The sequence below is a fragment of the Pseudomonas sp. R151218B TE3479 genome (assembly GCF_053629195.1).
Window position 1 is genome coordinate 6,393,890 of the sequence record NZ_JBRJHV010000001.1, and the last position, 26,983, is coordinate 6,420,872.

Below are 26,983 nucleotides of genomic sequence, written 5' to 3' on the forward strand. Positions count from 1 at the left end.
TCCTCAGTGCGCCATCATGTTGGTGTGGATGCTGAACATGATCCACAACGACAGGCCGACCAGCAGGACAATCACGATCGCGGCAAAGACAAACGCGACCACATTGTTACGTTGGGCGGCGGAGCGGTCCAGGTGCAGGAAGTACACCAGGTGCACCAATACCTGGACCACGGCGAAGATCAGGATGATCCACAGGGTCAGGCTCTTGGGCAGCGATGGGTACATCACCAGGCCGAACGGAATGACGGTCAGGATCACCGACAGGATGAAACCGATGGCGTAGGACTTGACGCTGCCGTGGCCGGCGTCATGGCCATCATGGGAATGTGCGTTAGCCATTTACAGGGTCCCCATCAGATAAACAACGGTGAATACGCAGATCCACACCACGTCCAGGAAGTGCCAGAACAGGCTCAGGCAGCTCAGGCGCGTCTTGTTGGTGGCAGTCAGGCCGTTCTTCTGGACCTGGTACATCATGATCGCCATCCAGATCAGGCCGCTGGTCACGTGCAGACCGTGGGTACCGACCAGGGTGAAGAACCCGGACAGGAAGCCACTGCGGCTAGGACCGTAGCCTTCGGAGATCAATACGTGGAACTCATTGATCTCCATGCCGATGAAGCCGGCACCGAACAGGAAGGTCATGGCCAGCCAGCCCAGTACCTGGGTTTTCTTGCCCTTGAACAACGCCAGCATGGCGAAGCCGTAGGTGATCGAGCTGAACAGCAGCAGCGCGGTTTCGCCCAGTACGTACGGCAGTTCGAAGATCTCGTGGCCCGACGGGCCACCGGCGACGTTGTTAACCAGCACCGCGTATACCGCGAAGATCGACGCAAACAGAATGCAGTCGGTCATCAGGTAGAGCCAGAAACCGAATACGGTCATCTCGCCCGAGTCGTGGTGATGGTCATCGTGCCCATGGTCATGACCATGGGCGTGTCCAACATTGGTCACTAAGTTCGACATGGTTTAAGCCTGTTCCAACGAGGTTTCAACACGGGTGGCAGTGGCGGGGACTTTCCCGGCCGCGACCAGGCGCTTGTGCTGCTCGGCTTCGATGCGTTCGATGACATCCACCGGCACCATGTAGCCCTGATCGTCACGGGCGGCATGGATCACGAAATACACCACGGTGCCGACCAGGCTGGCGATGGCCAGCCACCAGATGTGCCAGATCATCGCGAAACCGAACACGGTCAACAGCGCGCCCATGACCACACCGGTGGCGGTGTTGTTGGGCATGTGGATCGGCTCGTACTTGGTCGGAGCCTGGTACGCGGTGCCGGCTTCCTTGGCTTCGGTGAACGGGTCGATGACGTCTGCTTTTGGCAGCACGGCAAAGTTGTAGAACGGCGGAGGCGAAGAGGTCGACCATTCCAGGGTATGGGCATTCCACGGGTCGCCGTGTTCACACATGTTTTCCGGCTTCTTGCGATCGCGCACGCTGACGTACAGCTGGATCAACTGGCAGGCGATACCGACGGCAATCATCACCGCGCCGAACATGGCGACGTACAGGTACGGCACCCACTCAGGGTTGGTGGTAGCGTTCAGGCGACGGGTCATGCCCATGAAGCCCAGTGCATAGAGCGGCATGAACGCGACAAAGAAGCCGGAGATCCAGAACCAGAACGCAGCCTTGCCCCAACCTTCGTGCAGCTTGAAGCCGAACGCTTTCGGGAAGTAGAACGCAAAGCCTGCGATGTAGCCGAACACGGCGCCGCCGATGATCACGTTATGGAAGTGTGCGATCACGAACAGGCTGTTGTGCAGCACGAAGTCAGCACCCGGAATGGCCAGCAGTACGCCGGTCATGCCGCCGATGGCGAAGGTCACCATGAAGCCCAGGGTCCACAGCACGTGGCTGGTGAAACGCAGGCGGCCCTGGTAGATGGTGAACAGCCAGTTGAACAGCTTCACCCCCGTCGGGATCGAAATCAGCATCGTCGCCAGGCCGAAGAAGGCGTTGACGCTGGCACCCGAACCCATGGTGAAGAAGTGGTGCAGCCAGACCATGAAGCCCAATACCGAGATCGCGCCGGAAGCGTAGATCATCGAGTGGTGGCCAAACAGCTTCTTGCCGGAGAAGGTCGAGATGACTTCGGAGAAAATACCGAACGCCGGCAGGATCAGGATGTACACCTCAGGGTGACCCCAGGCCCAGAACAGGTTGACGTACATCATCGGATTTCCACCCAGTTCATTGGTGAAAATGTGGAAATCCATGTAGCGGTCAAGCGTCAGCAGAGCCAGGGTAGCCGTGAGGATCGGGAACGAAGCGACGATCAGCACGTTGGCCCAGGTGCAGGTCCAGGTGAAGATCGGCATGTCCATCAGCTTCATGCCAGGGGTACGCATTTTCAGCACGGTGGCCAGGAAGTTGACCCCCGTCAGCGTTGTCCCCAACCCGGATAGCTGGAGCGCCCAGATGTAGTAGTCCACCCCCACGCCCGGACTGTATTGCAGCCCCGACAACGGCGGATAGGCAACCCAACCCGTCTTGGCGAACTCGCCAACACCCAGGGAAACGTTGATCAGCACCACGCCGGACACCAGCAGCCAGAAGCTCAGGGAGTTCAGGAATGGGTAGGCAACGTCGCGCGCGCCGATCTGCAGCGGCACTGCAAGGTTCATCAGGCCGGTGAAGAATGGCATCGCCATGAAGATGATCATGATCACACCGTGGGCGGTGAAGATCTGGTCATAGTGTTCAGGCGGCAGGTAGCCAGGCGAACCCTCGGTGGCCATGGCCAGCTGGGTACGCATCATGATGGCGTCGGCAAAGCCGCGCAGCAGCATGACCATGGCGACGATGATGTACATCACGCCGATTTTCTTGTGGTCGACCGAGGTCAGCCATTCGGTCCACAGGTAGGTCCACTTTTTGAAATACGTGATGCCTGCAAACAATGCCAGACCACCGAGCGCGATGATGGCGAGGGTCACCATGACAATCGGCTCGTGGAACGGGATCGCTTCCCAACTTAATTTACCTAACATCGTTTACTCCTCTGCCCCGGCAGCTGAATGCGAGCTCATGTCCATCCCTTCCATGTTGTGGGCCACTTCCTTCTCTTTCTTCTCGTGATGCATCGGCTTGCCCGGATTCATCCCTTCATACTTGTCGATGATGGTCTGGAACAGGTTCGGCGTGACCGACGAGTAGAGTTCGACTGGGTTGTTCTGGCTCGGCTTGGAAAGGGCTTCGTATTCAGCTTTTTCAAGCTGTTTAGGTGCCTTCTTCACTTCGTTGACCCAGGCGTCGAATTCTTCCTGGGTGGTGGCGGTCGCTTTGAACTTCATGCCGGTGAAACCTGCGCCGCTGTAGTTGGCGGAGATACCTTCGAGTTCAGTGTTCTGGTTGGCGATCAGGTGCAGCTTGGTCTGCATGCCGGCCATCGCATAGATCTGGCCGCCCAGGCCCGGGATGAAGAACGAGTTCATCACGGTGTCGGAGGTGACCTTGAAATTGATCGGCGTGTGGGCCGGGAACACGATCTTGTTGACCGTGGCGATGCCTTGTTCCGGATAGATGAACAGCCACTTCCAGTCCATCGAGACCACTTCGATGGTGATCGGCTTGACGTCGGAGTCCAGCGGACGATACGGGTCCAGGGCATGGGTCGACTTGTAGGTGACATAACCCAGGGCAATGATGATCAGCACCGGAATGGTCCATACCGCCACTTCGATCTTGGTCGAATGGGACCATTTCGGCGTGTAGGTGGCCTTGGTGTTGGTTGCGCGGTACTTCCAGGCGAACAGGAAGGTCATGACGATGACCGGCACGACGACCAGCAACATCAGCAGTGTGGCAGTGATGATCAGGTTTCGTTCATCCAGGCCGACCTGGCCCTTGGGATCGAGCAAGGTCATGTTGCAGCCTCCCAGCAGCAACGTGCCGAGCAGCGGCAACAAGCCTAGTAATCGGGGGTACCTGTTTTTACTCATCTCACGACCTCTAAAGCAGCTTGCGCAATGCAGTTGGGTTTTGATCGCCAACACTTCACCCTGCCAAGGGTTGGCATTTCTTGGATTGAATAAGGGCTGCCCATCGAACGTCAGCGGCTGTTCGACACATCCCGGGCCAGCAGTGAGTTCTTATTCGTTGGTCAAAAGGCCTAGTTCAAGCCCAATTCCATTTGGTGCGGGTAGTTGGAGGCACCGACACCTGGGGTCGCATGGGGCGCTGGCGCCCTTCGACCACTCTCATGCTCAAGTCTGAGCCGGGTCGGAAAATCGGTGCGGGCGATTGTAGTGAGGTGACGCGCTGTAGACCATGTCTCATCCCGAAATAATTTTTATCCGATCCGGCAACAATCTCTTGCCGATATTGCAACGGGCCAGCATGTTATCGAAATTAATTCTCAACAAGAACCCCAAAAAACGTAGGTCTACTACGCCCGATTTAGACAGCTCGGGAGACTCATCAAGAGGTTTTTTGCTCGGCAAGGGCCCAGTTTTCGGGGCCTGCGCCGTCTGACGCGCCGCTGTTAAAAATGCCTGCTGCAGGCGATACGCCAGTTGCGAAACCAGACATTTTTTTGTTACAGGAAAACGTGCTTTATCACCCTCGCAAAGGCTGAGTGCCGCAAGATATGTGACAACGTGTCGCACATTGCCGCAGGTCATTCTTGCCTCGGATCAAGGTCGTTCCGGCTTGAGCGTGAAACGTAAAACGCCCCGGCCCTCCATCAGAGAACCGGGGCGTGTCATCGAGGCGATTCAGCGAAGTGCTTTGCGGTTACGCGACACCAGCAACGGCACCAGCACCGCCGTCAGCACGAAGGCCACCAGCGCCCATTGCGCCAGGGACAGGCCCAGAATCGGTGGGTAGGGGGTGGAGCAAAAGCCATCGACCTGGAAACCCAGCGGGAAGATTTTGGCCAGCGGCAGGTCATCGACAATCGGTTGCAATACGTCGATACCGCAACTGACCGCGGGGAAGAACTGGGTGTACACGTGATGCCCTGCCACACCGGCACCGGCCAGGGCACAGAGCACTACCAGGCCTTCGAAGATCGTCAGGCTGCGGCGGGTGCGCATGGCGGCGCCGATGAAGGCGAAGATCGCGATCAGCAACAGCGCATAGCGTTGCAAGATACACAGCGGGCACGGTGCCTCGCCGAGGGCCACCTGCATGTACAGCGCACCGCCAATCAGCGCCAGGCAGATCAGCCCCAGCAGCACCAGATAGCGCCGCTCACGGCCTAACCGCATCATTTCCTCACTCATTGCGTTTCCCTTTGTCTGCATGGATCGACGCGCAGCCTCGCGACACCCGGTGCGCGTTCGGATGTATCGAAGTCTACACGCTGACCATGACAGTGAACGAGCAGCGGGCGTCGACATTGAAGGGGAATAGACCGCAAGAAGGTTAAGCAGGGATTAATTCTGACAGTTGGACAGGGATGGAGCTGCTACCGCTATCGCGAGCAAGCTCGCTCCCACAAAAGAATCAGTGCTGACGACCAGACCTGCGCATCTCATGTGGGAGCGAGCTTGCTCGTGATAGCGGTGGGTCAGCTTGCATTGATGTTGAATTGCCAATGCCATCGCGAGCAAGCTCGCTCCCACAGCTTTTTGCGGTGTTCACAGGCGTTGTGTCCAGCGCTAATCCCTTGTGGGAGCGAGCTTGCTCGCGATGAAGGCAACCCGGTCTCCCGGTCCGCGACGACCTTACTCCAGCGCCGCCGCCGGACCGAAGAATTCGTAGCGGCTCTGCCGATCCGGCACGCCCAGGGCCTTGAGGTGGCGCTTGACGGCGCCCATGAAACCCTTCGGCCCAAGGAAATAGGCGTCCAGGTCACGCTGCTCCGGCAGCCATTGCGCCAATTGCTCCTGGCTCAGCAGTCCCACCTTATCCGCCGCCGGGCTCAAGCCGTCGTCTTCGTCGTAGCAGTAGAAGCGCTTGAGTTGCGGATGCCGCTTGGCCAAGTCGTCGATCCAGTCGCGGAAGGCATGGGCACGGCCGTTGCGTGCACAGTGAATGAAATGCACCGGTCGCTCGGTTTGCAGTGCCGCCTGCAACATGGCCAGGGTCGGCGTGATGCCGACGCCGCCGCTGATCAGCACCAGCGGCTTGTCGCTGGCGGTCAGGTAGAAATCCCCGGACGGCGGGAACAACTGGATACGATTGCCGACGTCGAAATGATGATGCAGATGGTTCGACACCCGCCCGCCCGGCTCGCGCTTGACGCTGATCCGATACTGACCATTGTCCGCCAGGGCCGACAGCGAATAGTTACGGCGCACTTCCTCGCCATCGAGGATGAGCTTCATGCCGATGTACTGGCCCGGCTCGGCCACCAGGATCGGGCCCTTGTTCGCCGGTTCGAAGTAGAACGAGGTGATCTCTGAGCTTTCCTGGACCTTGGCCGCCAGGATGAACTCACGCTCGCCACGCCAGCCGCCCGGTGCCTCGGCCTTCTTGTCGTACATGCCGGCTTCGGCACCGATCAGGATATCGGCCAATTGGTTATAGGCAGCGCCCCACGCCGCAATCACCTCGGGCGTGGCGATCTCTGTGCCCAACACCTCAGCAATGGCTCGCAGCAGGCACGCACCGACAATCGGGTAATGTTCCGGCAGGATCTGCAAGGCAACGTGCTTGTTGACGATTTTCGCCACCAGGTCGCCCAACTGATCGAGCTGGTCAATGTGCCGCGCATACATCAACACGCCGTTGGCCAGCGCACGGGGTTGATCGCCACTGGCCTGGTGAGCCTGGTTGAACAGCGGGCGCACTTGCGGGTATTCGGACAGCATCATGCGATAGAAGTGAGTGATCAGCGCTTCACCACCGCTTTCAAGCAATGGCACGGTGGAGCGAATGATGGCGCGTTCTTCTTGGCTGAGCATAAGGTGACTCCATGCGAGGACTTGAATAACAACTACAGCCTTACCATCAGTTTCCGTGCCATTATTTATTTTGTTATTTTTCAATCAGTTAAATAAAAAATAGTCATAAAGACACGGAACCTTTTATAGTCTTTCTGACTACATGGAGTCTTTATGACTGCAACCTCTCTACTTACAGCCTTGTTGCCCCTGGTGGCGGACCTGTCCCGCGAACTGCCTGAAGGCGAGCGCTATCGGCGCTTGCTGGGCGCCCTGCGGGCGCTGCTGCCCTGTGACGCAGCCGCGCTGCTACGCCTGGACGGAGACTGCCTCGTGCCCCTGGCGGTGGACGGGTTGAGCACCGATACACTGGGCCGACGCTTCCGGATCAGCGAACACCCACGCTTCGAAGCGCTGCTGGCGAACCCGCAGCCCACCCGCTTCGCCGCCGACAGCGGCCTGCCCGATCCGTACGACGGGCTGGTCGAGGGGTTGGCCGAGCACTTGGAGGTCCATGACTGCATGGGTTGTCCGCTGTTCGTCGACGAGCGCCCCTGGGGGCTGCTCACCCTGGATTCGCTGGACCCGGAACGCTTCGAAGCCATCGATCTGAGCGCCCTGCAAGCCTTCGCCAGCCTCGCCGCCGCCACGGTCAGCGCCGCCGAACGCATCGAGCGCCTGGCCTTGAAGGCCGAGGATGAGCACCGCCGCGCCGAGGTCTATCGCCAGGCCAGCGGCCAGCAACATCGCGACATGGTCGGACAGAGCAAGGCCCACAAGCGCCTGGTGGAAGAGATCGCGCTGGTGGGCGGCAGCGACCTGACCGTATTGATCACGGGCGAAACCGGTGTGGGCAAGGAACTGGTTGCCCAGGCCATCCATGCCGCGTCGAAACGCGCCGGGCAGCCGCTCATCAGCCTCAACTGTGCCGCCCTGCCGGATACGCTGGTGGAAAGTGAACTCTTCGGCCACGTACGGGGCGCGTTCACCGGGGCGACGAACGACCGGCGCGGCAAATTCGAACTGGCCGACGGCGGCACCTTGTTCCTCGATGAGGTGGGTGAGTTGTCCCTGACTGTCCAGGCCAAGTTGCTGCGGGTGTTGCAAAGCGGCCAACTGCAGCGCCTGGGTTCGGACAAGGAGCACCGGGTCGACGTGCGCCTGATCGCGGCCACCAATCGCGACCTCGCCGAAGAAGTGCGCAACGGCCGTTATCGGGCCGACTTCTACCATCGCTTGAGTGTGTATCCATTGCAGGTACCGGCGCTGCGTGAGCGCGGACGGGACGTACTGCTGCTCAGTGGCTTCTTCCTGGAACAGAATCGTTCACGCATGGGCCTGGGCAGCCTGCGCCTGACCAACGACGCCCAGGCCGCACTGTTGGCCTACGACTGGCCGGGCAACGTACGCGAACTGGAACACCTGATTGGCCGCAGTGCCCTGAAGGCTTTGGGCCGCTGCCCGACGCGCCCGAAAATCCTCAGCCTCAGCGCCCAGGACCTGGATTTGCCCCAAGCTCCTGTGGATAGCCCTGCCCCATCGTCCACCGGCCCGGCACCGGCCCGGGTGGGCGCGACGGGAGACATGCGCGAAGCCGTGGACGAATTCCAACGCAATTTGATCGCCGCCAGCCTGGAACGTCACCAGCACAACTGGGCCAGCGCCGCCCGGGAACTGGGGCTGGATCGGGCAAACCTGGGGCGGATGGCCAGGCGGTTGGGGCTGAAGTGATCGACCGTGCGCTTTCCCGTGGCGAGGGAGCTTGCTCCCGCTGGAGTGCGAAGCACTCCCTATCAGCTGCGGCGCGATGTTGATTGGGCGACCGCTGCGCGCTCGAGCGGGAGCAAGCTCCCTCGCCACAAAAACTCCCCACCACAGGGATCTTGTGACAACGATCCCTGTTGTCGACAGCTTTCGTCCTAAAGCCTGCCCCCGACAAGTCGATAACCCAATATCAAAAGCTGTTTTGGCGATCTTCGTGCTCGCCCCACCTTTTTCCACAGAAGGTTTTTATGTCTTCCAACAAAGCCCGCGCAGATTCACTTTCGCTTCTGCTGTTTACCTTGCGCAGCGGCAAGCTGATGGCGATCAACCTGCTCAAGGTCAGTGAAATCATTCCCTGCCCACCGTTGACCAAACTGCCGGAGTCCCATCCGCACGTCAAAGGCATCGCCACCCTGCGTGGGACGTCGTTGTCGGTGATCGACCTGAGCCGCGCCATTGGCGAGCGGCCGCTGGAAGATCCGGACGGCGGCTGCCTGATCGTCACCGACGTGAGCCGTTCCAAACAGGGCCTGCATGTGCAGGCGGTGAGCAAGATCGTGCATTGCCTGACCACCGACATCAAACCGCCGCCCTACGGTTCCGGCGGCGTGCGTGCGTTCATCACCGGCGTGACCTCGGTTGACGGTACGCTGGTGCAAGTGCTGGACATCGAAAAGGTGATCCACGGCATCGCACCGGCGCAGATCGAAACCGCGCCGACCGAACTGAGCATGGAAGACGCCGAGGTCCTGGGCAACGCCCGGATCCTGGTGGTCGATGACAGCCAGGTGGCATTGCAGCAATCGGTGCACACCCTGCGCAACCTGGGTCTGCAATGCCATACAGCCCGCAGCGCCAAGGAAGCCATCGACTGTCTGCTGGAGCTGCAGGGCACTGCGCAGGAAATCAACCTGATCGTTTCCGATATCGAAATGTCGGAAATGGACGGCTACGCCCTCACCCGGACCCTGCGCGAAACACCGGACTTCGCTCACCTCTACGTGTTGCTGCACACGTCGCTCGACAGCGCCATGAACAGTGAGAAAGCGCGGCTGGCCGGCGCAAACGGGGTACTCACCAAATTCTCGTCACCCGAATTGACCAAGTGCCTGATCACCGCGGCCAAGGCCGTCGCCGAACAAGGGCGCTGATACCCACCCGCGGCAAGGCAGGCCGAGCGCCAGGAGGCTGCGATTCTCGCGGCCTCTGAACACTGCTCCAACCTCAGGCATACTTCTGTCCTGGTTCCCCCTGAACAAGGACATTGTTGATGAAAACCCCTGCGCTGATGCTCCTCGGTCTCACTGCCGCCATGGCCTTTCCGGCTCAGGCTTCCAGCCCCGACGCCTGGGCCGCCTACGACAAAAAAGTACTCGCCAGTTGCCTGAAGGCCAGCGGCCTTAAAGAGCCCGAACCCGTCGGCACCGCCGCGCAATTCGACGACCGGGTGGGATACACCGCTCTGTTGCTGCAAGGCCAATACCCACAGAAACACATGAAAGGCGCAACCGGCACCGAGTTGTGCCTCTACCGCAAGAAAACCAGGACCGCCTTCGTCACCGAATGGGACTCGATCCGAACGACCGACGCCCCTCGATGAATGGCGCATAACTTGCTTCTCAGGGCTTATCGCGGCGTTTTTCTGTCGCCGCTTTCAACCTATTGCCCTCGGTCGATCAATGAACACAACGTTTTCCTGCGTAGGGTGCGGTAAATGCTGTACCGGCCATCACGTGCCCCTGACCCTCGACGAAGCCAGGATGTGGGCCAATGACGGCGGCCAGGTGATTGTCCTGGTCGAGGCCTTCCTGCCCAATGGCCTCGGCCTTCCGGTGGCGCAACGTGAACATGCCGAACGACGCTCGGCAGTGGTCCGCAGCGGCACGAGCGACGCGCTGGTGGCGATCACGTTCGCCGCTTATAACGTGGATCGTTGCCATAATCTGGACGACGAAAACCTGTGCCGCATCTATGAGCGCAGGCCCTTGGTGTGCCGCATTTATCCCATGGAAATCAATCCACACATCCCGCTCGATACCGCCGCCAAGGATTGCCCACCGGAGTCGTGGGAAACGGGGCCGCAGTTGATACTTGGCGGTGAATTGGTGGACCTGGAACTGGCCCGGTTGATCGAGCGTTCACGCCAGGCCGATCGTGAGGAGATCGCGATCAAGGAACGCATCTGCATGTCCCTGGGCATCCACACGACGGCGTTGAAGGGCGACGGATTCACGGCCTACCTGCCGAACATGGCGGCGTTTGCCGCCGCTATCGATCAAGCCCGCTCGCAGCCGTTGGACCAAGCGGCTGGCGAATGGCAGTTCCACCTGTCCGGCGAGGACGTGGCCAACCAGGTCTCGGCCAGCGGCGCGCGGGTGGTCACTGAAGCACCGGTTACCTACGCCTTCATTTCCCTACGGGCCGCCTGAGTGTAGAGATCCCCTGTGGGAGCGAGCTTGCTCGCGATAGCGGTCTGCCAATCAATTGCGAGTGACTGGGCTGGCGCTATCGCGAGCAAGCTCGCTCCCACAGAAGACTGCCGGCGCTGCGATTACACCTCCCCTCTCGCCTAACCCGCACCAGGAATGTTAGCGTGCTTGGTATTCCCTGCAGATGAGCCTTGCACGATGAAAAAAACCGTACTTGCCTTCAGCCGTATCACGCCCCCCATGATCGAACGCCTGCGCCAGGACTTCGAAGTGATTGTCCCCAACCCGTCGAACGGCGACATCAACGCGCAGTTCAACGAAGCCTTGCCTCACGTCCACGGGCTGATCGGTGTCGGTCGCAAGCTCGGCCGCGAGCAACTGCAGAGCGCCACGAACCTGCAAGTGGTCTCCAGCGTGTCGGTGGGCTACGACAACTATGACCTGGCCTACTTCAATGAACGCGGGATCATGCTCACCAACACCCCCGACGTGCTCACCGAAAGCACCGCCGACCTGGCCTTCGCCCTGCTGATGAGCAGCGCCCGGCGCGTGGCCGAACTGGACGCCTGGACCAAGGCCGGGCAATGGCAAGCGACGGTCGGCCCGCAATTGTTCGGCAGCGACGTGCATGGCAAGACCCTGGGCATCGTCGGCATGGGCAACATCGGCGCAGCCATTGCCCGGCGTGGCCGGCTGGGGTTCAACATGTCGATTATCTACAGCGGCAACAGTCGCAAGATCGAACTGGAAAACCAGTTGGGCGCACAATTTCGCGAATTGGACCAATTGCTGGCCGAAGCTGACTTCGTCTGCCTCGTGGTGCCGTTGAGCGAGAAGACCCGCCACCTGATCGGTCAGCGTGAACTGGGCCTGATGAAGCCGAGTGCCATCTTGGTCAATATTTCCCGCGGCCCTGTGGTAGACGAACCCGCGCTGATCGAAGCATTGCAGAACAACCGCATCCGCGGTGCCGGGCTGGATGTCTACGAGAAAGAGCCATTGGCCGAATCGCCGCTGTTCCAGCTGAAAAACGCCGTGACCCTGCCCCACATTGGCTCGGCGACTCACGAAACCCGTGAGGCCATGGCCAATCTTGCTGTGGATAACTTACGCAGTGCCTTGTTGGGCGAGCGACCGCAGAACCTGGTCAACCCGCAAGTCTGGAAATAAATCCTCCGCAAAAGCCCCCGGGGGAACACACCGTGGCGAGGGAGCTTGCTCCCTCGCCACGGGATTATCGCTAGGCGTTCTGTCTCAACGTGCACCCAGCGCGACATTCGTCGCCACCGGCCGCGGCTTGCGGAACACCAGCACGTTCCCCAGCATCACCAGCACCAACCCCACCCATGCCGGCCCTGTCCACTGGTAGCCCTCGACAAACGCCGAGACATTCAACGCCACCACCGGGAACAGCACGGTGCAATAGGCCGCACGCTCTGGCCCCATGCGCCCCACCAGCGTCAGGTAGGCGGTAAAGCCGATCACCGAGCCCGGGATCACCAGGTACAACAGCGAGCCGACGTAACGCGCGTTCCATTCCATATCGAACGGGATGCCGTTGAAAACACACCACACCGCCAACATCGCCGCACCATAAGCCATGCCCCAGGCATTGGTGGTCAACGGCTTGAGGCCGGCCTTCTGTTGCAGGCTCGAGAGCATGTTGCCCGCCGAGAAACACAAGGTGCCCAGCAACGCCAATGCTAACCCCAGCAGCGTCTGTGGGCTCGCGCTGTGGCCGGCCAGTTCCGGCCAGAACAACAGTGCCAATCCCAGCAGCCCCAAGGCGCCACCCAACAGCACGTTACGTGCGATCCGCTGGCCGAAAAACACCCGGGCATTGAAAGCATTCCAGAGCGTGGCGGTGGAAAACACCACGGCAACCAACCCGCTGGGAATCCACTGGCTGGCCGTGAGGAAACACATGAAGTTGATGCAGAACAGACACAGGCCCTGGGCAACGCAAATCAAATGGCCGCGCCGGTTCATCACCTGCAGGCGCCGACTGAGCAACAGCATCACAAACAGAATCAGGGCCGCGAGGCCAAAGCGATAGACAATCGACACTGGGATGGCGACAACGCCCAACTGCAGTTTCAGGGCAATCCACGTGGTGCCCCAGATGAGCACGGTAAGCAGGTACAACGAGAGGTTCATGGTGACAACTCCTGACAATGACCCTCAGTGTCACGCCGTTGTCCCTTCCGCACTTGCGTAAACTTGCGCTTTTATCGGTTTGCAGGCTGGCATGGGTCGGCCGACGGAGTAGGATTCGAGTCGGAGAGAACCGATCATGCCGACACTGCAAACCCTGCAAGTCTTTCAAGCCCTCAACAGCTCGCCCAACGCTCGCCTGGAGCATAGCGCCGAGCTCGGGGACGGCATGGCGGCCGCTTTGTGGAGCAACCATCACGACGCCCAGGACTACGAGGCGCCGACCCACCATACGTTGTCCTGCTACATCGCCGGTGGCACCGGTACGTTTCGCCGTGAACGACCTGATACCACAGGGGCGCCGGGCAAACTCTGCGTACTACCCGCCGGACATGAATCGGCCTGGGTCATCAACGGCGACATTCGCCTCGCCCATCTGTATTTCAGCGCTGAACAATTCGCCCTTGGGTGCATCACGCTACTGGACCGCGAACCACGGCAAGTACAACTGCACGAGGAGACATTCCTCGACGACCCGCAACAGGCACAGCGCTTTCGCCAGTTGATCGCGCTGAACTGGGACGAACCCGCTGAACGCCTGCTGACCACCAGCCTGGCCCATGACCTGCTCAACCACCTGCTGCTCAGCCAGGTTGGCCAGCGCCAGGGGCTTCGCCTCAAAGGCGGCCTGGCGGCTCACCAGCGACGGTTGCTGGTGGATTACGTCGACAGCCACCTGGCCGAGGCCATCAGCCTTGGGCAACTGGCGGCACTGTGCGCATTGTCCGAATACCACTTCGCGCGGATGTTCCGCGAAAGCTTCGGGCTGCCGCCCCATCAGTATGTACTGGCCCGGCGCCTGGCTTGCGCGCAACACCTGCTGCGCACCACCTCACAACCGTTGGGCGAAGTGGCACTGGCCTGCGGATTTGCCAGCGCCAGCCACTTCACCAACCGTTTTCGCCAGACCCTGGGGGCGAGCCCCGGGGAATATCGACAGGCGTTCTTGCGCTAGCCCGACTATCGCCATCGCGAGCAAGCTCGCTCGGGGCGGTCACAAAATCACCATTCGACACAAATCCCTTCTGTGGGAGCGAGCTTGCTCGCGATGGCGTCAGGACATTCAACAACTTCGCAAGCTGACCCACCGCTTTCGCGAGCAAGCCCCGCACACAGGGGAATAGGATCAATGCAGGAGTGGGCTTATTTGCCGCACCGGACCGATAAAAGCAAAACGGGCCTGCAATTGCAGGCCCGTTTGTTCGGTGAGTGATTTTAAGCGATCGGGCTCAGCCGTTGAGTGCGGCCCGTTCGTTCTCCAGGAATTCTTCTTCCAATAGCGCATCGGCCAAGGCAACGGATTCGGTCGGTGCCGCAATGGCAGCGCGCTTGCCGCGCAGTTTGCCGAACAAATGCTCCAAGGCGTTTTCAAGCTTGGTGGCGGCGCCTTCGATCGCCAGTTCCAGCGAATCGGCCTTGTGTGTCACGGAAATCGGCTGATGGCCCTTTGGCCTTGCTTCGAGCTGGCAACGCAGGTCATGGGGACCGGGTTTGTCGCCGTTCTCGTCCCGCAAATGAACCTCGACCCGTGTCAGGTCTTCTTCATAACGTTCGAGCGTGCTTTCGATGGTAGTACGTACCCACTCCTCCAGTCGGATGCTGCTTTGAATATGGTTATCGCTGTTGACTTGGATTTGCATAGTTCATCCCTTATTTCAGCTAGCTCGCCGGGGGCCATCGACGTGAATGCAACGGCCCCTTGAATACAGAGTCGGGCTGGCGGAAGAACAATTCAACCCCTGGAAAAATATAAATATCCATTTGCAAATAAAGCCGGACAACAGGCAAAGGCACTGTTAATGTCGGGAGTTGCCCCGCCCTGCCCACCCGCCGCAAATCGCCTCCCTTCCTGCACCGTCAACGAACATCCGCACGTTATTGCCCCGAAACGGGCAGCCGCATTCCAGAGCGTTCGGCGCCTGGGCGCCGGGATCATTGTCCGACGGTTTTTCCGGCATGCCACTTGCTAACACCCTGTAGGAGCTGTCGCAGGCTGCGATCTTTTGATCCTGAGACCTGCCCGGCCCCAGGAATCTGGAGATGAACACGATCATGGAATGGCCGATGGTCCGGTGTTGCGAACTAATCCCGATCACGGCCGGTCAACAACTGCACGTTCAATCAGGCGGTGACGCATCATGGACAACCCTTTTCAGATCATTACCGACGCTTTTGCGCCGCACTATCAAATCAACCTGAGTATCCAGGGCCTGGATGGCAGCATCATGCTGACCCTGTCCAAGAGCGGGCGCATCGTCGCCAAACGCATGATCAGCGCCCAGCAACGCAACGACCCGGAACGGCTCAAGCGCCTGGTGCAAAGCATTCAGTTCGGCATCGCCATCGAGCAGGGCCACAGCGCCGTGGCCATCCTCGAAGCCATGACCGGCGGCGACAACATCAAGCTGCCACCACCGCATGCACAGGGTGCGGCACCTTCTGCCGCCGGCCTTTAAATCTCACCCTTCTCCACTTCGGCATGTTCGCTGGAACCCGCGCCGACCTTGCGGTGCGGGTGCTCGATCTTCACCGAAGGGAACTGCGACGAAGCGTAGCGCACCACCAGGATCGAAAACGCCAGCAGCAGGATGCCACCGCACAGGTAGATGATCCCCAGATCGGGTGGGCTGTGGTGGGAAACGTTGGAAATCAGTAAGCGCGTCAGCGCGGTGATCGCCACGTAGATCAGAAACCGTACGGGCATGTGGTTGGTCTTGAAGTAGATCCCGACCATCGCCCCCAATTCCAGGTAGATGAACAGCAGCAGGATGTCGTCGATCTTGATGTGCCCCGCCTCGAGCATCTGCAAGAACTCCATCACCGCCGCCCACGCGGTGACCGCACCGATGGCGAACAGCGCCAGGTAGTGGAAGGTCTCGACGAACAGGTTTCCCAGGGACTCGGCCAGTTGATGGACGTTCTGGCGCAGGTTCTCGGCCCAGTTTATTTTCACGATGTAGTTTCCTTAGGTCGGCTCGACCGGATGATGCGGGTTGGACGTGACGGTTGTTCTGCATGCAGAAAAAAGGCCAGCGACTGAAGGTGAGATGGCGATAGGCTGGTATCCGGCACTTTTTGGGCGCTTCATGCGGCCTTTTCGCGAGCAAACCTTGCTCCCACACAAGTTTTGCCCCCACACGCTTCGCTCTCACATGCCGAAATCGGTCTACATTAAAAAGCCACTATCCAAAGCAACAGGATTCGCTTATTCTTTTGCCTGTATATAAATACAGTAGTCGCAAAGACAAACCAATGTGAAGGCATGTGAGGTGGTGAATGGCCGTCGAAGTGGTATACCGCAGCAGCCGAGATCTGGAGCGCTTGTTCATGGATAAAGCCGAAGCTGACCGTCATGACAAAATGCTGGAGCTCGCCGAATTGCTGGCCGAAGTGTTGCAAAAAGCCGTTCCATCGCTGAGCGAGCAACAGGTCGAAGAAGCCGGGATCTACATGGCGAAGAATCGGGATGTGTTCGCCAAGGCTTTCAAGAGCCAGCCGGACGCTTTGTCCGAACTGCTCAACCCGTCGGACGAGTAACCAAAAAAGATCGCAGCCTTCGGCAGCTCCCACATGGAACAACCGTGTAGGAGCTGCCGAAGGCTGCGATCTTTTAGTAATAACGACGCAGATCTGATCGCCGGCCTGCTGGAACAACCGGACAATGCGGCACACCTGGATAACATCCGACGTCGGGTGATGCATTTGTGTAAATGCTTTCCGGTGTATCTGCTGAGGTAATGGCAGGATAAGGGCAGGACGCCTAACGCAAGAAATAAAGGCAAGCAAAACTGTGGGAGCGAGCTTGCTCGCGATAGCGGTGTGACGGTCGATAAAGACGTTGAATGCACGGCCGCAATCGCGAGCAAGCTCGCTCCCACAATTGGATTTTCAGCGGTACAGCAGACGCTCCGCCAACTCATCGGCCACCCGCGCCGGTGATCGCTTCTCCGCCTGGGCATGGGCGAAGACTTCCGTGAGCCGGGCACCGATCTTCGACAAATGCGCGGTGATCGTCGACAGTTCTTCGCCGCGATGCTTCAGCGCGACATAGATCAGCCCGCCGGAGTTGATCACATAGTCCGGCGCATAAAGAATCCCGCGCCTTTCCAACTGGTCGGCCACCTGCAGGCTGCTCAACTGATTGTGGGCCGAGCCGGCAACGGCCGAGCAGCGCAGTTGCGCCACGCTGTGGCTGTTGAGCACTCCGCCCAGGCCGCAGGGGGCGAGGATGTCGCAGGGGGTGCTGAGCAGCGCGTCGTTGGCGATCGGATGGGCGCCCAGTTGCTCCATGGCCAGTTGCACCTTGCCAGGATCGATGTCGCTGACCAGCAGTTCGGCGCCCGCCGCGTGCAGCTGTTCGGCCAGGGCATAACCGACATTGCCCAGCCCCTGGATCGCCACCCGCAGGCTTTCGAGGTTATCGCTGCCCAAACGGGCCATGGCGGTGGCACGGATCCCGGCAAAGACGCCCATTGCCGCGTGGGGCGCGGGGTCTCCCGAAGCCGTGGTGCTGGTGACATGGCGGGTCTGCTGGGCGATGCAATCCATGTCGGCCACCGACGTGCCGCTGTCGATGGCCGTGATGTAGCGCCCGTCCAATTGCTCGATACAACGACCAAAGGCTTCGAACAGCGCCGCCCGACTCTCGACATGGGCCGGACGCATGATCACCGCGACCCCGCCGCCCACGGGCAAACCGGCCAGCGCCGCCTTGTAGCTCATGCCTTGAGCCAGGCGCACGGCGTCTGCCACGGCACTTTCGTCGTCGGGGTAGGCAAGATAACGACAGCCCCCCAGGGCAGGCCCGGGACGGCTGCAATGGATAGCAATCACCGCCTTCAACCCGGTCGTCGGGTCTACGCTTAGGTGCAGCGATTCAAGGCGGGAGCTTTGCATGAGAGCAAACATTGTAAGGCTCCCGAATCACTTTTGTTTGTTTCGCCAGTATAGGCGTGCAGTCGAAAATTGCTGGAGCACGCCGGAATAAGCCACCAGGGTGTCAGTCGTTTTCGGCATAACCTGTGGCAGTGGCTGCTCGAGACTGGACGAAAATCCACGGCAGGGCTAAAACGGGAGCATAGCCCGGAGAGTTCGATGAAACCGCGCCAAGCCTTTTTTGACTGTCTGCACCGCTCACCACCGGCGCTGTTCGAAGCGGCGTTGTGGATCGCTGCCGAACATGATCGCGACGTCGACGTCCCGGCCTTGCTGAAGGATTTCAAGGAGCTGCAACAGCGGGTCAGCCATGACCTGCCGATGCTGCCTGTCAGCGAACTGGGCCAGCCCCTGTTGCGACGGCTCAATGACCTGGGTTTCGCCCAAGACGACTTCACCCCCCTGCGACCACGCGCGGCGTTGCTGAACCAGGTCCTGGCACGCAAGCGCGGGCAACCCCTGGCACTCGGGCTGATTGCCCTGGAACTGGCCCGAGGGCTGGAAATTCCGATGGTCGGTGTCAATTTCCCCGGGCATTTCCTGTTGAAAGTGCCCGGTGCCGATCACCTGCTCGACCCGTGCGGTGGGCGCCGGTTGTACCCCAATGACTGCCGGGAACTGCTACAACGCCAATATGGCGCGAACATGCTGCTCAAGGCGGAGCACTTGGTCAACGCCGAGCCGATGCAGATGCTGCAGCGCCTGTCGCGCAATCTGCGCCAACTGCATCTGGCGAACGACGATTACATCGCGGCCCTGATCGACGCCGAACGGGTGCTGGAACTGGGCAACGCCAGCGCCGCCGATTACCTGGCCCGCGCCAGCCTGTATCAGCGACTCGATTGCCCCAACGCCGAACGTTTCGACCTGGAGCATGCCCTGATGCTCAGCGACGATCCGATCCAGCGAATTCGGCTGACGGAGCGGCTGGGACATTTGCCGCCGAATTCGGTGGTGCATTGAGCGGTGGCAGGCATGCAGATTCAGGTTACTTTTTGAATCGCTATCGCGAGCAAGCTCGCTCCCACAGTAGATCCCAGTGTACGCAAATCAAATGTGGGAGCGAGCTTGCTCGCGATGGCGATGGAACGGCCTACAGCAATATCAAGCCGGAGTATCCGGCTGCTTCGCCGGATGCGCCTGCTGGAACGCTGGATGTCCGGCCGCCAATGCCGCGACCCGACGGATCCGTGGATACCCCTGCAAGGAAACATTGAACCGCTCGGCAGCGTACAACTGCGGGATCAAGAACACATCCGCCAACCCCGGCACGGTACCGAAGCAATACCCCTCATCGCCAATCAACTGCTCCACCGCCGCCAGGCCCTGGCTGATCCAATGCCCGATCCACTCTGTCACCTGCGCTTCATCGTGGCCCCACTGCCGCAGTTGGTTGAGCACGCTGACGTTGTGCAGGGGATGAATGTCGCAACCGATCAACGCGGCGACCCCCCGCTCGCGGGCGCGCACCCCCAGGTCGGCGCTGAGCAGCGGCACCTGGGGATAACGCTCCTCCAGGTACTCGATGATGGCCGGCGATTGCACCAGCAATGCGCCCTCATCGGTACGCAGCGCCGGCACCCTGCCCTGGGGGTTGATCGCCAGGTAGGCCGGCTGGCGATGCTCGCCCCCGGGCGCAGCGATCAAGTTGACAGGCAAGGCCTGGTAATCCAGGCCCTTGAGTGCCAACGCAATGCGCACCCGATAGGACGAGGTGGAGCGGTAATAGGTATAGAGTTCCATGCACTCCCCCTCAACGCGCCGGCAGGATCTTGCCCCGGCACTCGCCGAAACCGATGGAGGCGAAACCCTCGCGGCGGCAACGGGCCCGCAAGATGATTTCGTCACCGTCCTCGAGGAATCGGCGCACTTCGCCAGACGCCAGTTCGATCGGTTTCTTACCGCCTTCGGTGATTTCCAGCAGGCTGCCGAACTGATGGTTTTCAGGGCCCGACAAGGTGCCCGAGCCAAACAGGTCGCCGGCCTGCAACTGGCAGCCGTTGACGCTGTGGTGCGCGACCATTTGCGCCACCGTCCAGTACATGTACTGGGTGTTGCTCAGCGTCAGGCGCTGGGCCGGCAGGTTCTGCTCGACCATGGCCTCGGTCAGTAACAGGACTTCCAGCTCGATGTCGAAAGCACCGCCAGCCTGGTCACGCGTGTCCAGCAGATACGGCAGCGGTTGCGGATCGCCTTGCGGACGCGCCGGTTGCGGGCCGCGGAACGGTTCCAGGGCCTCGGCCGTCACCACCCAAGGCGAGATGCTGGTCAGGAAACTCTTCGACAGAAACGGCCCCAGGGGCTGGTATTCCCAGGCCTGGATATCCCGGGCCGACCAGTCGTTGAGCAGGCAGAACCCGCCAATGTGCTCGGCGGCATCGCCAATGGGGATCGGTTCGCCCAGCGCATTGCCCTTGCCGATCCAGATACCCAGTTCCAGCTCATAGTCCAGCCGCGCGCACGGGCCGAAGGTCGGTTCGGTCTGGCCGGCCGGCAGGGTCTGGCCCTTGGGACGGCGCACGTCGGTACCGGACGGGCGAATGGTCGAAGCGCGACCGTGGTAACCGATGGGCACGTATTTGTAGTTGGGCAGCAATGGATTATCGGGGCGAAACAGCTTGCCGACATTCTGCGCGTGTTCGATACCCACGTAGAAATCGGTGTAGTCGTTGATCCTGGCCGGCAGGTGCATCTGGCAGTCGGCAGCGAGGAGCAGCAGCTTCGCCTCCTGGGCTTCAACTTGGCCGCGCAACGGACTGTCTTCGCGCAACAGCTCCAGCAGTCGTTCACGCAGGGCAACCCGGGCGCTGCGGCCCAGGTCGAAAAACCCGTTCAACTGGCCGCCGGCCATGGCTTCGACGGCTTGTTGCGCCGCGCCATCAAACAAGCCCGCTTGCAGCGCAACCTGCAGATCGAAAATCCGCTCGCCAATCGCCACGCCGCAGCGCAAGGCACCGCCATCGACGCTGAAGACACCCAATGGCAGGTTCTGCAAGGGGAAGTCGGCGTGGCCGTTGGCACTGGCGACCCAGCTACGGGCAGGGGAACTTTGAGTCATGGTTATCTCCGGGTCGGGTCGAACGTGACAGGCAGCGAGGCCCAACAAGCATCGTAGTCGGTTTGCAGTTGCGGGCAGTCCAGGGCGAAACGGCTTGGGCGCAATACCTGGCTGGTCTCGAACATGAAGGCCATGGTGTTGTCGATTTTCGCCGGCTGAAGATCAGCGTTGATGGCCTTGGTACAGGTCTCACCATCCGGGCCATGGGCGCTCATGCAACTGTGCAAGGATGTACCGCCCGGCAGAAAACCTTCGGCCTTGGCATCGTAGGCGCCCTGGATCAGGCCCATGAATTCGTTCATCAGGTTGCGGTGGAACCACGGCGGACGGAAGGTGTTTTCCGCCACCATCCAGCGGGGCGGGAAAATCACGAAGTCGAGATTGGCCAAGCCGTGGACACTGGTAGGCGAGGTCAGCACGGTGAAAATCGACGGATCCGGGTGATCGAAGCTGACCGTGCCAATCGTGTTGAAGCGGCGCAGGTCATATTTGTACGGCACGTTGTTGCCGTGCCAGGCCACCACGTCAAGAGGCGAATGATCCAGTTCGCAACCCCACAACTCACCGAGGAATTTCTGCACCACGGTGGTCGGTTGCGCGAGGTTCTCGTAATGGGCGACCGGCGTCAGGAAATCCCTCGGGTTCGCCAGGCCGTTGCTGCCGATGGGCCCCAGGTCCGGCAGGCGCAGCGGCGCGCCATGGTTTTCGGCGAGGTAACCACGGGCCTGCGGGTCGAGCAGTTCAACGCGAAATTTCAGGCCCCGGGGCAGTACGGCGATTTCCAGCGGCGCCAGTTCCAGCACGCCCAGTTCGGTGGCGATCCGCAGCCGTCCCAGTTGCGGCACGATCAGCCACTCACCGTCGGCATTGAAAAACACCCGCTCCATGGAGCGGTTGGCCCTGTAGTGATAAAGGCTGACACCGGTCGGTTTGTCCGCGCCGGCATTGGCCGCCATGCACACCAGGCCGTCGATGAAATCGGTGGGCTCGGCGGGAATGTCCAGCGGGTTCCAGCGCAGGCGATTGGGCGTGACCTCACCCAGCGGGCCACCCGCCAATTGCCGTTCGAGCTTGGTGAAGGCCGGGTGATTGGCCGACGGCCGGATCCGATACATCCAGGTACGCCGCGCTTCGCTGCGGGCCATGGTGAACGCCGTGCCAGAGAACAACTCGGCGTAGAGACCGTACGGGGCTTTCTGCGGGGAGTTCTGGCCGATGGGCAAGGCGCCGGGCAAGGCTTCGCTGGCAAATTCGTTGCCCAAGCCTGACTGGTAAGCCAGGTCCGACGTTGTGGAATCGAGGTTCATGGAGCCTCCTGGGAGTGCGGCCTGTCACTCAACGGAGTGGTTGAGGCGCACTGGGTTATTTTTATCGTAATTCAATTACGCATAACGTAATTTGCTCGGCAGCGACCGTCAAGCTATAAAGACGCCCATTCGCCTCTGGACCCTGCGCCTCCATGGAAACCCCGCTCAGCAACGGTAAACAGAAAGTCCGCTCGGCCGAAGTCGGCACCGACATTCTCAAGGCCCTGGCCGAACTCTCCCCCTCCACGTCATTGTCGCGCCTGGCCGAGCACGTGCAGATGCCGGCGAGCAAGGTCCATCGCTACTTGCAGGCCTTGATCGCCAGCGGGTTTGCCGAGCAGAACGCCGCCACCAACCACTACGGCCTGGGCCGCGAAGCCCTGCGCGTGGGCCTGGCCGCGTTGAACGGCATGGACGTGCTGCAAGTGGCCGCCCTCCCCCTGGCCGAGTTGCGCGATGACTTGAACGAAACCTGCTTCCTGGCGGTGTGGGGCAACCATGGCGCGACCGTGGTGCGCATCGAGCCCGCCGTGCGGGCCGTGACCGTGGTGACGCAACTGGGCTCGGTGTTGCCGCTGCTCAGCTCGTCCACGGGACTGGTGTTCAGCGCTTATCTGCCAGCACGCGAGACGGTTGGCCTGCGCGAGCAGGAAGTACAAGGCACCGAGCACCATGCCCTGGCCGATGATCGCGCCTATGCCACCCTGTGCGAGCAGATTCGCAGCCGTGGCCTGCACCATGTGCATGGCTTGCTGATGCCGGGCGTGGACGCCTTGTCCGCCCCGGTCTTCAATGCGATCGGCGAGGTCAAGGCAGTGATGACCGTGGTCGGCCCGACCTCGTTGTTCCACGCCGACGAAAACGGCCCGGCGGCGCAACGACTGTTGGCGGCGACCCGGGCCGTGAGTTGGCGGATGGGGTATGAGGCGGGTCCAGGATCAGCCCAGGAAATCCGGGACAATCCTGATCACTAGATCATTGAGATGTGGGGTGATCAGTTGCGGATGGAGGTGGCGCTCTTCCCCGCTGAAGCCGACGGTATAAATGCCTTGGTGGCTGCCCTTCGAATGGAAGGGAATCACATCGTTGTTGAAATTGCCCAATAGATACTCAACCAGCCTCTCGGAAGACGACACCATACGCCTGCCGAGGCCATGGTCAATAAAACTGGTCACGTACACGCCCTCCGGATAGATGTTGGGCGCATGAACTTTCAAAGCACCATGCACATCCTCGGCGGTCAATGGCCTGAGGGGGCGCGGGGATAAATCGATTGCAGGTTTTTCCGTCAAACTGGCCACGATGTCTGTGACGATTTTTTCAAATGCGATCAAGTCCAGCGTCTTTATCCGATCTTCGGCAGCAAAGGAATAACGCCTGTTGAACACATTACTGATTCCTTGCGTATACGTTGGCAGGCTTTGCTTTTCAACCCAGGTCAGCGTTTCCTCGAATAACGTTCGAGAAGTTGCTGTTTCGAGCTTGGGGAAGTCCATCAACGTATTCACATAGGCCGTGAATGGATTGACGTCCAATGGCTCCAGGTAATGATCCAATAGCAGCTGCACGGCGAAATCCACGCGCGTGTTTTTCAGTGCTAGAAGTCTTTCGGAGTGAGAAGAAAACAACGGGTTATTCATAAGACATCCTTGTCATTTCATAGGCTCGAACGTCCTGTTCGAGCCGTTATGGGGTGTGCGCCTGATGCAACAACATGGCATCGGTCAACTGAAGCGGCAACTTGAGACTTGAACTTCAGTCAGGCCGTTATACACAGGCCAGCGCCCGACTGTAAAAAAGGCAAGTGTAAGCGTGCGTGAAGTTTCAACTCATTGCATCTAACCCATCACCCCCATGCCCTTGGCTTTTGCCACCGCCTGGGTACGTCGCTGCACACCCAACTTGCTGTGGATTCGACGCGCATGGGTTTTCACCGTGTGCAACGAGATGAACAACTGTTCGGCTATCTGTTGGTTTGAATGCCCTTGGGCAATCAGTTCCAGGACCTCCAGCTCGCGATGACTGAGCAACGTCTCCTCGGCGGTGACGGGCGACTCGGCCGGTTCTGCCGATTGCCCCCAGCGCAACAACTCGGGCTGGCGCAAGCGCAGTTCGCACAACGCTTGCTGGGCCCGCCAGCAGGTGACTCGCTTGAGCCCCTCTTGCAGCAGTGAGCGGGCCTGGGCACGATCGCCGGACAACCAGACGACCTCCGTCAGCACCAGGTGCAGTTCGGTTTCCAGGCTGTGCATTTCACCGTGCTGCGCCTGGGCGATCATGGCCTGCAGGCGCGCCTGTGGCGCCTGCGCCCGCTGCAAGTAGACTTCGGCCAGCACCAGCAGGTATTCAAGTCGCGCAATAAGCTCCAGGGTCGCGGGAGGCGCGTGCTTGGCCTGGGGTCCGCGAAAATGCCGCAAGACGCGGGTCAAGGCTTCATGGGCCAGTTCCGCCCGTCCCTGTTGCAACCAGAACTGGCAGCTGGTTTGCAACAACACGCCACGGTAAACGGTGTCGGGGATGTGGCGCTGCTGCATGATCCGCTCGGCATCGCGCAGATGCATGAAGGCCTCGCCGTAGTCGCCCTGGTTGGCAGCCAGGCAGGCCTTGCCGAGAAAGCCATAGAGCACCTGTTTGTCCTGGCTGTGCAGGCCCGTTTCCAAACCCGTTTGAAAGTGCTCGGCGGCCCGTTCCTCAAACCCCATGCGCAGCGCCAGGCGCCCGCGCCGCAAGGCAATCCGTCCCAACAACGCGGAAAAGTCCTGGCCCGGTTTATCCAGCAGTGTCTGGACGGCGGCCAGCAAATGATCGGCCCGATGCGGCGCGCCGCGTTGCTCCAGGACTTGGGCGTGGTCCAGTTCCAGTAATCCTTCAAAGACCAGCGAACCCTGCGCACGCGCCAGGCATAACGCCTGGCGGTTGATCCATTGCGCCGAGGCCAGTTCGCCAGCAAGCAACGCCTGCTGCGTCAGCCCACCCAGGCACAGCACCCGTTGGGACCAGGCCTCGGGCTCCAGGCTGGCCTGGGCCTGGAGGAAATGTTCGCGCGCCGGTTCGCCATCGCCAGAGAGGTGCAGCAACCAGCCGCGCAGGACCAGCCACCTTGCCAACACCTGTCGCTGCCGACAGGCCGAAGGTTGCGGCAGGAACCTGGCCAGTTGCTCGATGCACGTCGATGCCTCATCGAAGCGTCCGGCGAACAACAGCGCAGCGGTGACCAGCCCCACCGACTGCGGCGTATCAAGGGTCAGCGCTTCGCCTTGTTGATCGTGCAAGCTCAGCAACAGCACCACGTTACGGCGCTGCAAGACGTGCTCGAAATTCAAATGCTGCAAGAAACTGACGGCGGTCTCGAACTCCTCGGCCAACATGGCTTGCTCGAACGCCATTTGCCAGTCCTGCTCGGCGGCAAACCACTGGCAGGCCCGGCGATGCCAGGAGCGCCCCTGGGACCAGGGCTCTTCACGCACCAACCGGGCCAGGGCCGGGAAGATTTGCAACCAGTCCGAGGTCTGCTCCCACGGCTCGATAAAACACCCCAGCTCCAGCAACAACGGCAGGCATTGGGCGCCCACCGTGTCGCCGAACAAGTGCTCGCACAGCCGGGCATTGAACCGCGGCAGATGCGCCAGCACGCGCCAGGCCTGTGCCAGCTCCGGGGTCAGCGTACTGAACAGCTCGTACTCCAGGTAGTCGAGCAAGGTCCCCGGCCTCCCCGGTGTCGCATGACTGCGCGCCCATTCGCAGCGCTCAAGCAGGGTGATACGCACCCCGGCACACCAGCCACCATTGCGCTGAATCACCTCGCGAGCCGTGCGGGCAGCCTGGGGGCCGGGCAGATGACGAAGCAGTGGCTGGATATCATCAGGGGTGAAGAACAATGCCTGTGGGTCAAACTCGTGCAGTTCGTCATCGAGCAACAGTCGCGGCCAATTGCAGTGGGGGCGGCGGCGGCCATTCAACCACAGGTGCAATGCCGGGCTGCTGGTATTCAATAAACGGTCGAGCAGTTGATCCAGCTCGGGATTCGGCACCCGGCAATAGTCGTCCAGAAATAACCAGGTGGGTGTTTGCAAACGCGCCAGGTGGGCCAACAAACCCGCTTCATCCAGCACCGGCAGCCCGAGGGTCTGCGCCAGGTGCTCGCACATTTGCGCGGCGCTCAACGCCGAGCCCCCCAAGGGCAACCAATGCAACCGACAGTCACTGGGCGCTTGCAGGAAGCACTCGGCGAACAACGCACTCTTGCCGCTGCCCGCCGGCGCGCAGAGCAGTTTTACCCGCGCCTCGGAAGCCAGCAGCGGCTCGCTCAAGGACCGCCGCGGCAGATGCGTCGAGGATAGGCGAGGCAGCAATCCTGGACGGTCCGGACACGGAGTCATGGCGGTCATGTGGGTGATCCTGTTTATTGTTATCTCACCACCCTAGTCCTGTGTCGC

26 protein-coding genes are annotated in these 26,983 nt (G+C 60.6%); 10 read left to right on the forward strand and 16 right to left on the reverse strand.

Features of this window, described 5'->3' with window-relative positions:
* Nucleotides 1-3: 3 nt before the first annotated feature.
* The 7 genes from cyoD to hmpA all read right to left on the reverse strand — a co-directional run bounded on the left by cyoD (nucleotide 4) and on the right by hmpA (nucleotide 6,861).
* Nucleotides 4-339, reverse strand: a complete 336-nt coding sequence (cyoD, locus tag AB7M32_RS27940) for a cytochrome o ubiquinol oxidase subunit IV (protein ID WP_014340102.1) — start codon at nucleotides 337-339, stop codon at nucleotides 4-6.
* The gene (locus AB7M32_RS27945) at nucleotides 340-966 is read right to left on the reverse strand and encodes a cytochrome o ubiquinol oxidase subunit III (RefSeq protein WP_072409496.1); all 627 of its coding nucleotides are present in this window, start codon (nucleotides 964-966) and stop codon (nucleotides 340-342) included.
* A gap of 3 nt (nucleotides 967-969) precedes the next feature.
* On the reverse strand, nucleotides 970-3,000 hold the full coding sequence (gene cyoB, locus AB7M32_RS27950; protein ID WP_454252011.1) for a cytochrome o ubiquinol oxidase subunit I: 2,031 nt from the start codon (nucleotides 2,998-3,000) through the stop codon (nucleotides 970-972).
* A gap of 3 nt (nucleotides 3,001-3,003) precedes the next feature.
* A complete protein-coding gene (cyoA, locus tag AB7M32_RS27955; RefSeq protein WP_454252012.1) occupies nucleotides 3,004-3,951 on the reverse strand; it encodes a ubiquinol oxidase subunit II in 948 nt (315 codons plus the stop codon).
* A 333-nt stretch (nucleotides 3,952-4,284) separates the two neighbouring features.
* Nucleotides 4,285-4,632: a hypothetical protein gene (locus AB7M32_RS27960; protein ID WP_454252013.1), complete on the reverse strand. Its 348-nt coding sequence runs from the start codon at nucleotides 4,630-4,632 to the stop codon at nucleotides 4,285-4,287.
* A gap of 93 nt (nucleotides 4,633-4,725) precedes the next feature.
* Complete coding sequence (locus AB7M32_RS27965) at nucleotides 4,726-5,235, reverse strand: disulfide bond formation protein B (protein WP_072409490.1); 510 nt, start codon at nucleotides 5,233-5,235, stop codon at nucleotides 4,726-4,728.
* 444 nt (nucleotides 5,236-5,679) lie between these two features.
* A complete protein-coding gene (gene hmpA / locus AB7M32_RS27970) occupies nucleotides 5,680-6,861 on the reverse strand; it encodes an NO-inducible flavohemoprotein (protein ID WP_454252014.1) in 1,182 nt (393 codons plus the stop codon).
* A gap of 153 nt (nucleotides 6,862-7,014) precedes the next feature.
* Here hmpA and norR point away from each other — a divergent pair, with 153 nt between their 5' ends.
* The 5 genes from norR (at nucleotide 7,015) to AB7M32_RS27995 (ending at nucleotide 12,203) form a co-directional block, all read left to right on the forward strand.
* Nucleotides 7,015-8,571 (forward strand): nitric oxide reductase transcriptional regulator NorR, encoded by a 1,557-nt coding sequence (gene norR, locus AB7M32_RS27975; RefSeq protein ID WP_454252015.1) that lies wholly within the window; start codon nucleotides 7,015-7,017, stop codon nucleotides 8,569-8,571.
* Nucleotides 8,572-8,852: 281 nt separating this feature from the next.
* On the forward strand, nucleotides 8,853-9,755 hold the full coding sequence (locus AB7M32_RS27980) for a chemotaxis protein CheV (RefSeq protein WP_030139917.1): 903 nt from the start codon (nucleotides 8,853-8,855) through the stop codon (nucleotides 9,753-9,755).
* Between the two features lie 119 nt (nucleotides 9,756-9,874).
* Nucleotides 9,875-10,204 (forward strand): hypothetical protein, encoded by a 330-nt coding sequence (locus AB7M32_RS27985; protein ID WP_454252016.1) that lies wholly within the window; start codon nucleotides 9,875-9,877, stop codon nucleotides 10,202-10,204.
* Nucleotides 10,205-10,283: 79 nt separating this feature from the next.
* Nucleotides 10,284-11,033: a YkgJ family cysteine cluster protein gene (locus tag AB7M32_RS27990; protein WP_454252017.1), complete on the forward strand. Its 750-nt coding sequence runs from the start codon at nucleotides 10,284-10,286 to the stop codon at nucleotides 11,031-11,033.
* Between the two features lie 198 nt (nucleotides 11,034-11,231).
* On the forward strand, nucleotides 11,232-12,203 hold the full coding sequence (locus AB7M32_RS27995; RefSeq protein WP_454252018.1) for a 2-hydroxyacid dehydrogenase: 972 nt from the start codon (nucleotides 11,232-11,234) through the stop codon (nucleotides 12,201-12,203).
* 84 nt (nucleotides 12,204-12,287) lie between these two features.
* Here AB7M32_RS27995 and AB7M32_RS28000 read toward each other — a convergent pair whose 3' ends face one another.
* Nucleotides 12,288-13,190, reverse strand: a complete 903-nt coding sequence (locus AB7M32_RS28000) for a DMT family transporter (protein ID WP_454252019.1) — start codon at nucleotides 13,188-13,190, stop codon at nucleotides 12,288-12,290.
* Nucleotides 13,191-13,326: 136 nt separating this feature from the next.
* Here AB7M32_RS28000 and AB7M32_RS28005 point away from each other — a divergent pair, with 136 nt between their 5' ends.
* Complete coding sequence (locus AB7M32_RS28005) at nucleotides 13,327-14,202, forward strand: helix-turn-helix domain-containing protein (protein WP_454252020.1); 876 nt, start codon at nucleotides 13,327-13,329, stop codon at nucleotides 14,200-14,202.
* Between the two features lie 274 nt (nucleotides 14,203-14,476).
* Here AB7M32_RS28005 and AB7M32_RS28010 read toward each other — a convergent pair whose 3' ends face one another.
* Nucleotides 14,477-14,887 carry an HPF/RaiA family ribosome-associated protein gene (locus tag AB7M32_RS28010; RefSeq protein WP_454252021.1) on the reverse strand — a complete coding sequence of 137 codons (411 nt, stop codon included), beginning with the start codon at nucleotides 14,885-14,887 and terminating at the stop codon, nucleotides 14,477-14,479.
* 498 nt (nucleotides 14,888-15,385) lie between these two features.
* Between AB7M32_RS28010 and AB7M32_RS28015 the strand changes: the two genes are divergently transcribed.
* Nucleotides 15,386-15,703 (forward strand): DUF3509 domain-containing protein, encoded by a 318-nt coding sequence (locus tag AB7M32_RS28015; RefSeq protein ID WP_060740718.1) that lies wholly within the window; start codon nucleotides 15,386-15,388, stop codon nucleotides 15,701-15,703.
* Here the strand turns inward: AB7M32_RS28015 and AB7M32_RS28020 are convergent.
* The gene (locus AB7M32_RS28020; protein WP_053125067.1) at nucleotides 15,700-16,200 is read right to left on the reverse strand and encodes a phosphate-starvation-inducible protein PsiE; all 501 of its coding nucleotides are present in this window, start codon (nucleotides 16,198-16,200) and stop codon (nucleotides 15,700-15,702) included. The genes AB7M32_RS28015 and AB7M32_RS28020 overlap by 4 nt on opposite strands.
* A gap of 323 nt (nucleotides 16,201-16,523) precedes the next feature.
* Here AB7M32_RS28020 and AB7M32_RS28025 point away from each other — a divergent pair, with 323 nt between their 5' ends.
* On the forward strand, nucleotides 16,524-16,784 hold the full coding sequence (locus AB7M32_RS28025) for a YebG family protein (protein ID WP_003205410.1): 261 nt from the start codon (nucleotides 16,524-16,526) through the stop codon (nucleotides 16,782-16,784).
* A 351-nt stretch (nucleotides 16,785-17,135) separates the two neighbouring features.
* On the opposite strand, the gene AB7M32_RS28030 is transcribed toward AB7M32_RS28025, so the two are convergent.
* Nucleotides 17,136-18,155 (reverse strand): Glu/Leu/Phe/Val dehydrogenase family protein, encoded by a 1,020-nt coding sequence (locus AB7M32_RS28030; RefSeq protein WP_060740711.1) that lies wholly within the window; start codon nucleotides 18,153-18,155, stop codon nucleotides 17,136-17,138.
* 186 nt (nucleotides 18,156-18,341) lie between these two features.
* On the opposite strand from AB7M32_RS28030, the gene AB7M32_RS28035 reads away from it, so the two are divergent.
* Complete coding sequence (locus tag AB7M32_RS28035) at nucleotides 18,342-19,145, forward strand: SirB1 family protein (RefSeq protein ID WP_454252022.1); 804 nt, start codon at nucleotides 18,342-18,344, stop codon at nucleotides 19,143-19,145.
* A 141-nt stretch (nucleotides 19,146-19,286) separates the two neighbouring features.
* On the opposite strand, the gene maiA is transcribed toward AB7M32_RS28035, so the two are convergent.
* From maiA to hmgA, 3 genes are read right to left on the reverse strand one after another with little or no spacing between them, the layout of a single operon-like run.
* Nucleotides 19,287-19,925, reverse strand: coding sequence for a maleylacetoacetate isomerase (maiA, locus tag AB7M32_RS28040; protein WP_454252023.1), 639 nt, complete (start codon nucleotides 19,923-19,925; stop codon nucleotides 19,287-19,289).
* Nucleotides 19,926-19,935: 10 nt separating this feature from the next.
* Complete coding sequence (gene fahA / locus AB7M32_RS28045) at nucleotides 19,936-21,240, reverse strand: fumarylacetoacetase (RefSeq protein WP_454252024.1); 1,305 nt, start codon at nucleotides 21,238-21,240, stop codon at nucleotides 19,936-19,938.
* Nucleotides 21,241-21,242: 2 nt separating this feature from the next.
* Nucleotides 21,243-22,547 carry a homogentisate 1,2-dioxygenase gene (hmgA, locus tag AB7M32_RS28050; protein WP_454252025.1) on the reverse strand — a complete coding sequence of 435 codons (1,305 nt, stop codon included), beginning with the start codon at nucleotides 22,545-22,547 and terminating at the stop codon, nucleotides 21,243-21,245.
* A 152-nt stretch (nucleotides 22,548-22,699) separates the two neighbouring features.
* On the opposite strand from hmgA, the gene AB7M32_RS28055 reads away from it, so the two are divergent.
* The gene (locus tag AB7M32_RS28055) at nucleotides 22,700-23,521 is read left to right on the forward strand and encodes an IclR family transcriptional regulator (protein WP_454252026.1); all 822 of its coding nucleotides are present in this window, start codon (nucleotides 22,700-22,702) and stop codon (nucleotides 23,519-23,521) included.
* Here AB7M32_RS28055 and AB7M32_RS28060 read toward each other — a convergent pair.
* Both AB7M32_RS28060 and AB7M32_RS28065 read right to left on the reverse strand, forming a co-directional pair.
* Entirely contained in the window at nucleotides 23,486-24,187 is a 702-nt protein-coding gene (locus tag AB7M32_RS28060) for a hypothetical protein (RefSeq protein ID WP_454252027.1), read from the reverse strand. The two genes, AB7M32_RS28055 and AB7M32_RS28060, sit on opposite strands and share 36 nt — an antisense overlap.
* 198 nt (nucleotides 24,188-24,385) lie before the next feature.
* Complete coding sequence (locus tag AB7M32_RS28065; protein ID WP_454252028.1) at nucleotides 24,386-26,935, reverse strand: LuxR C-terminal-related transcriptional regulator; 2,550 nt, start codon at nucleotides 26,933-26,935, stop codon at nucleotides 24,386-24,388.
* Nucleotides 26,936-26,983 lie beyond the last annotated feature (48 nt).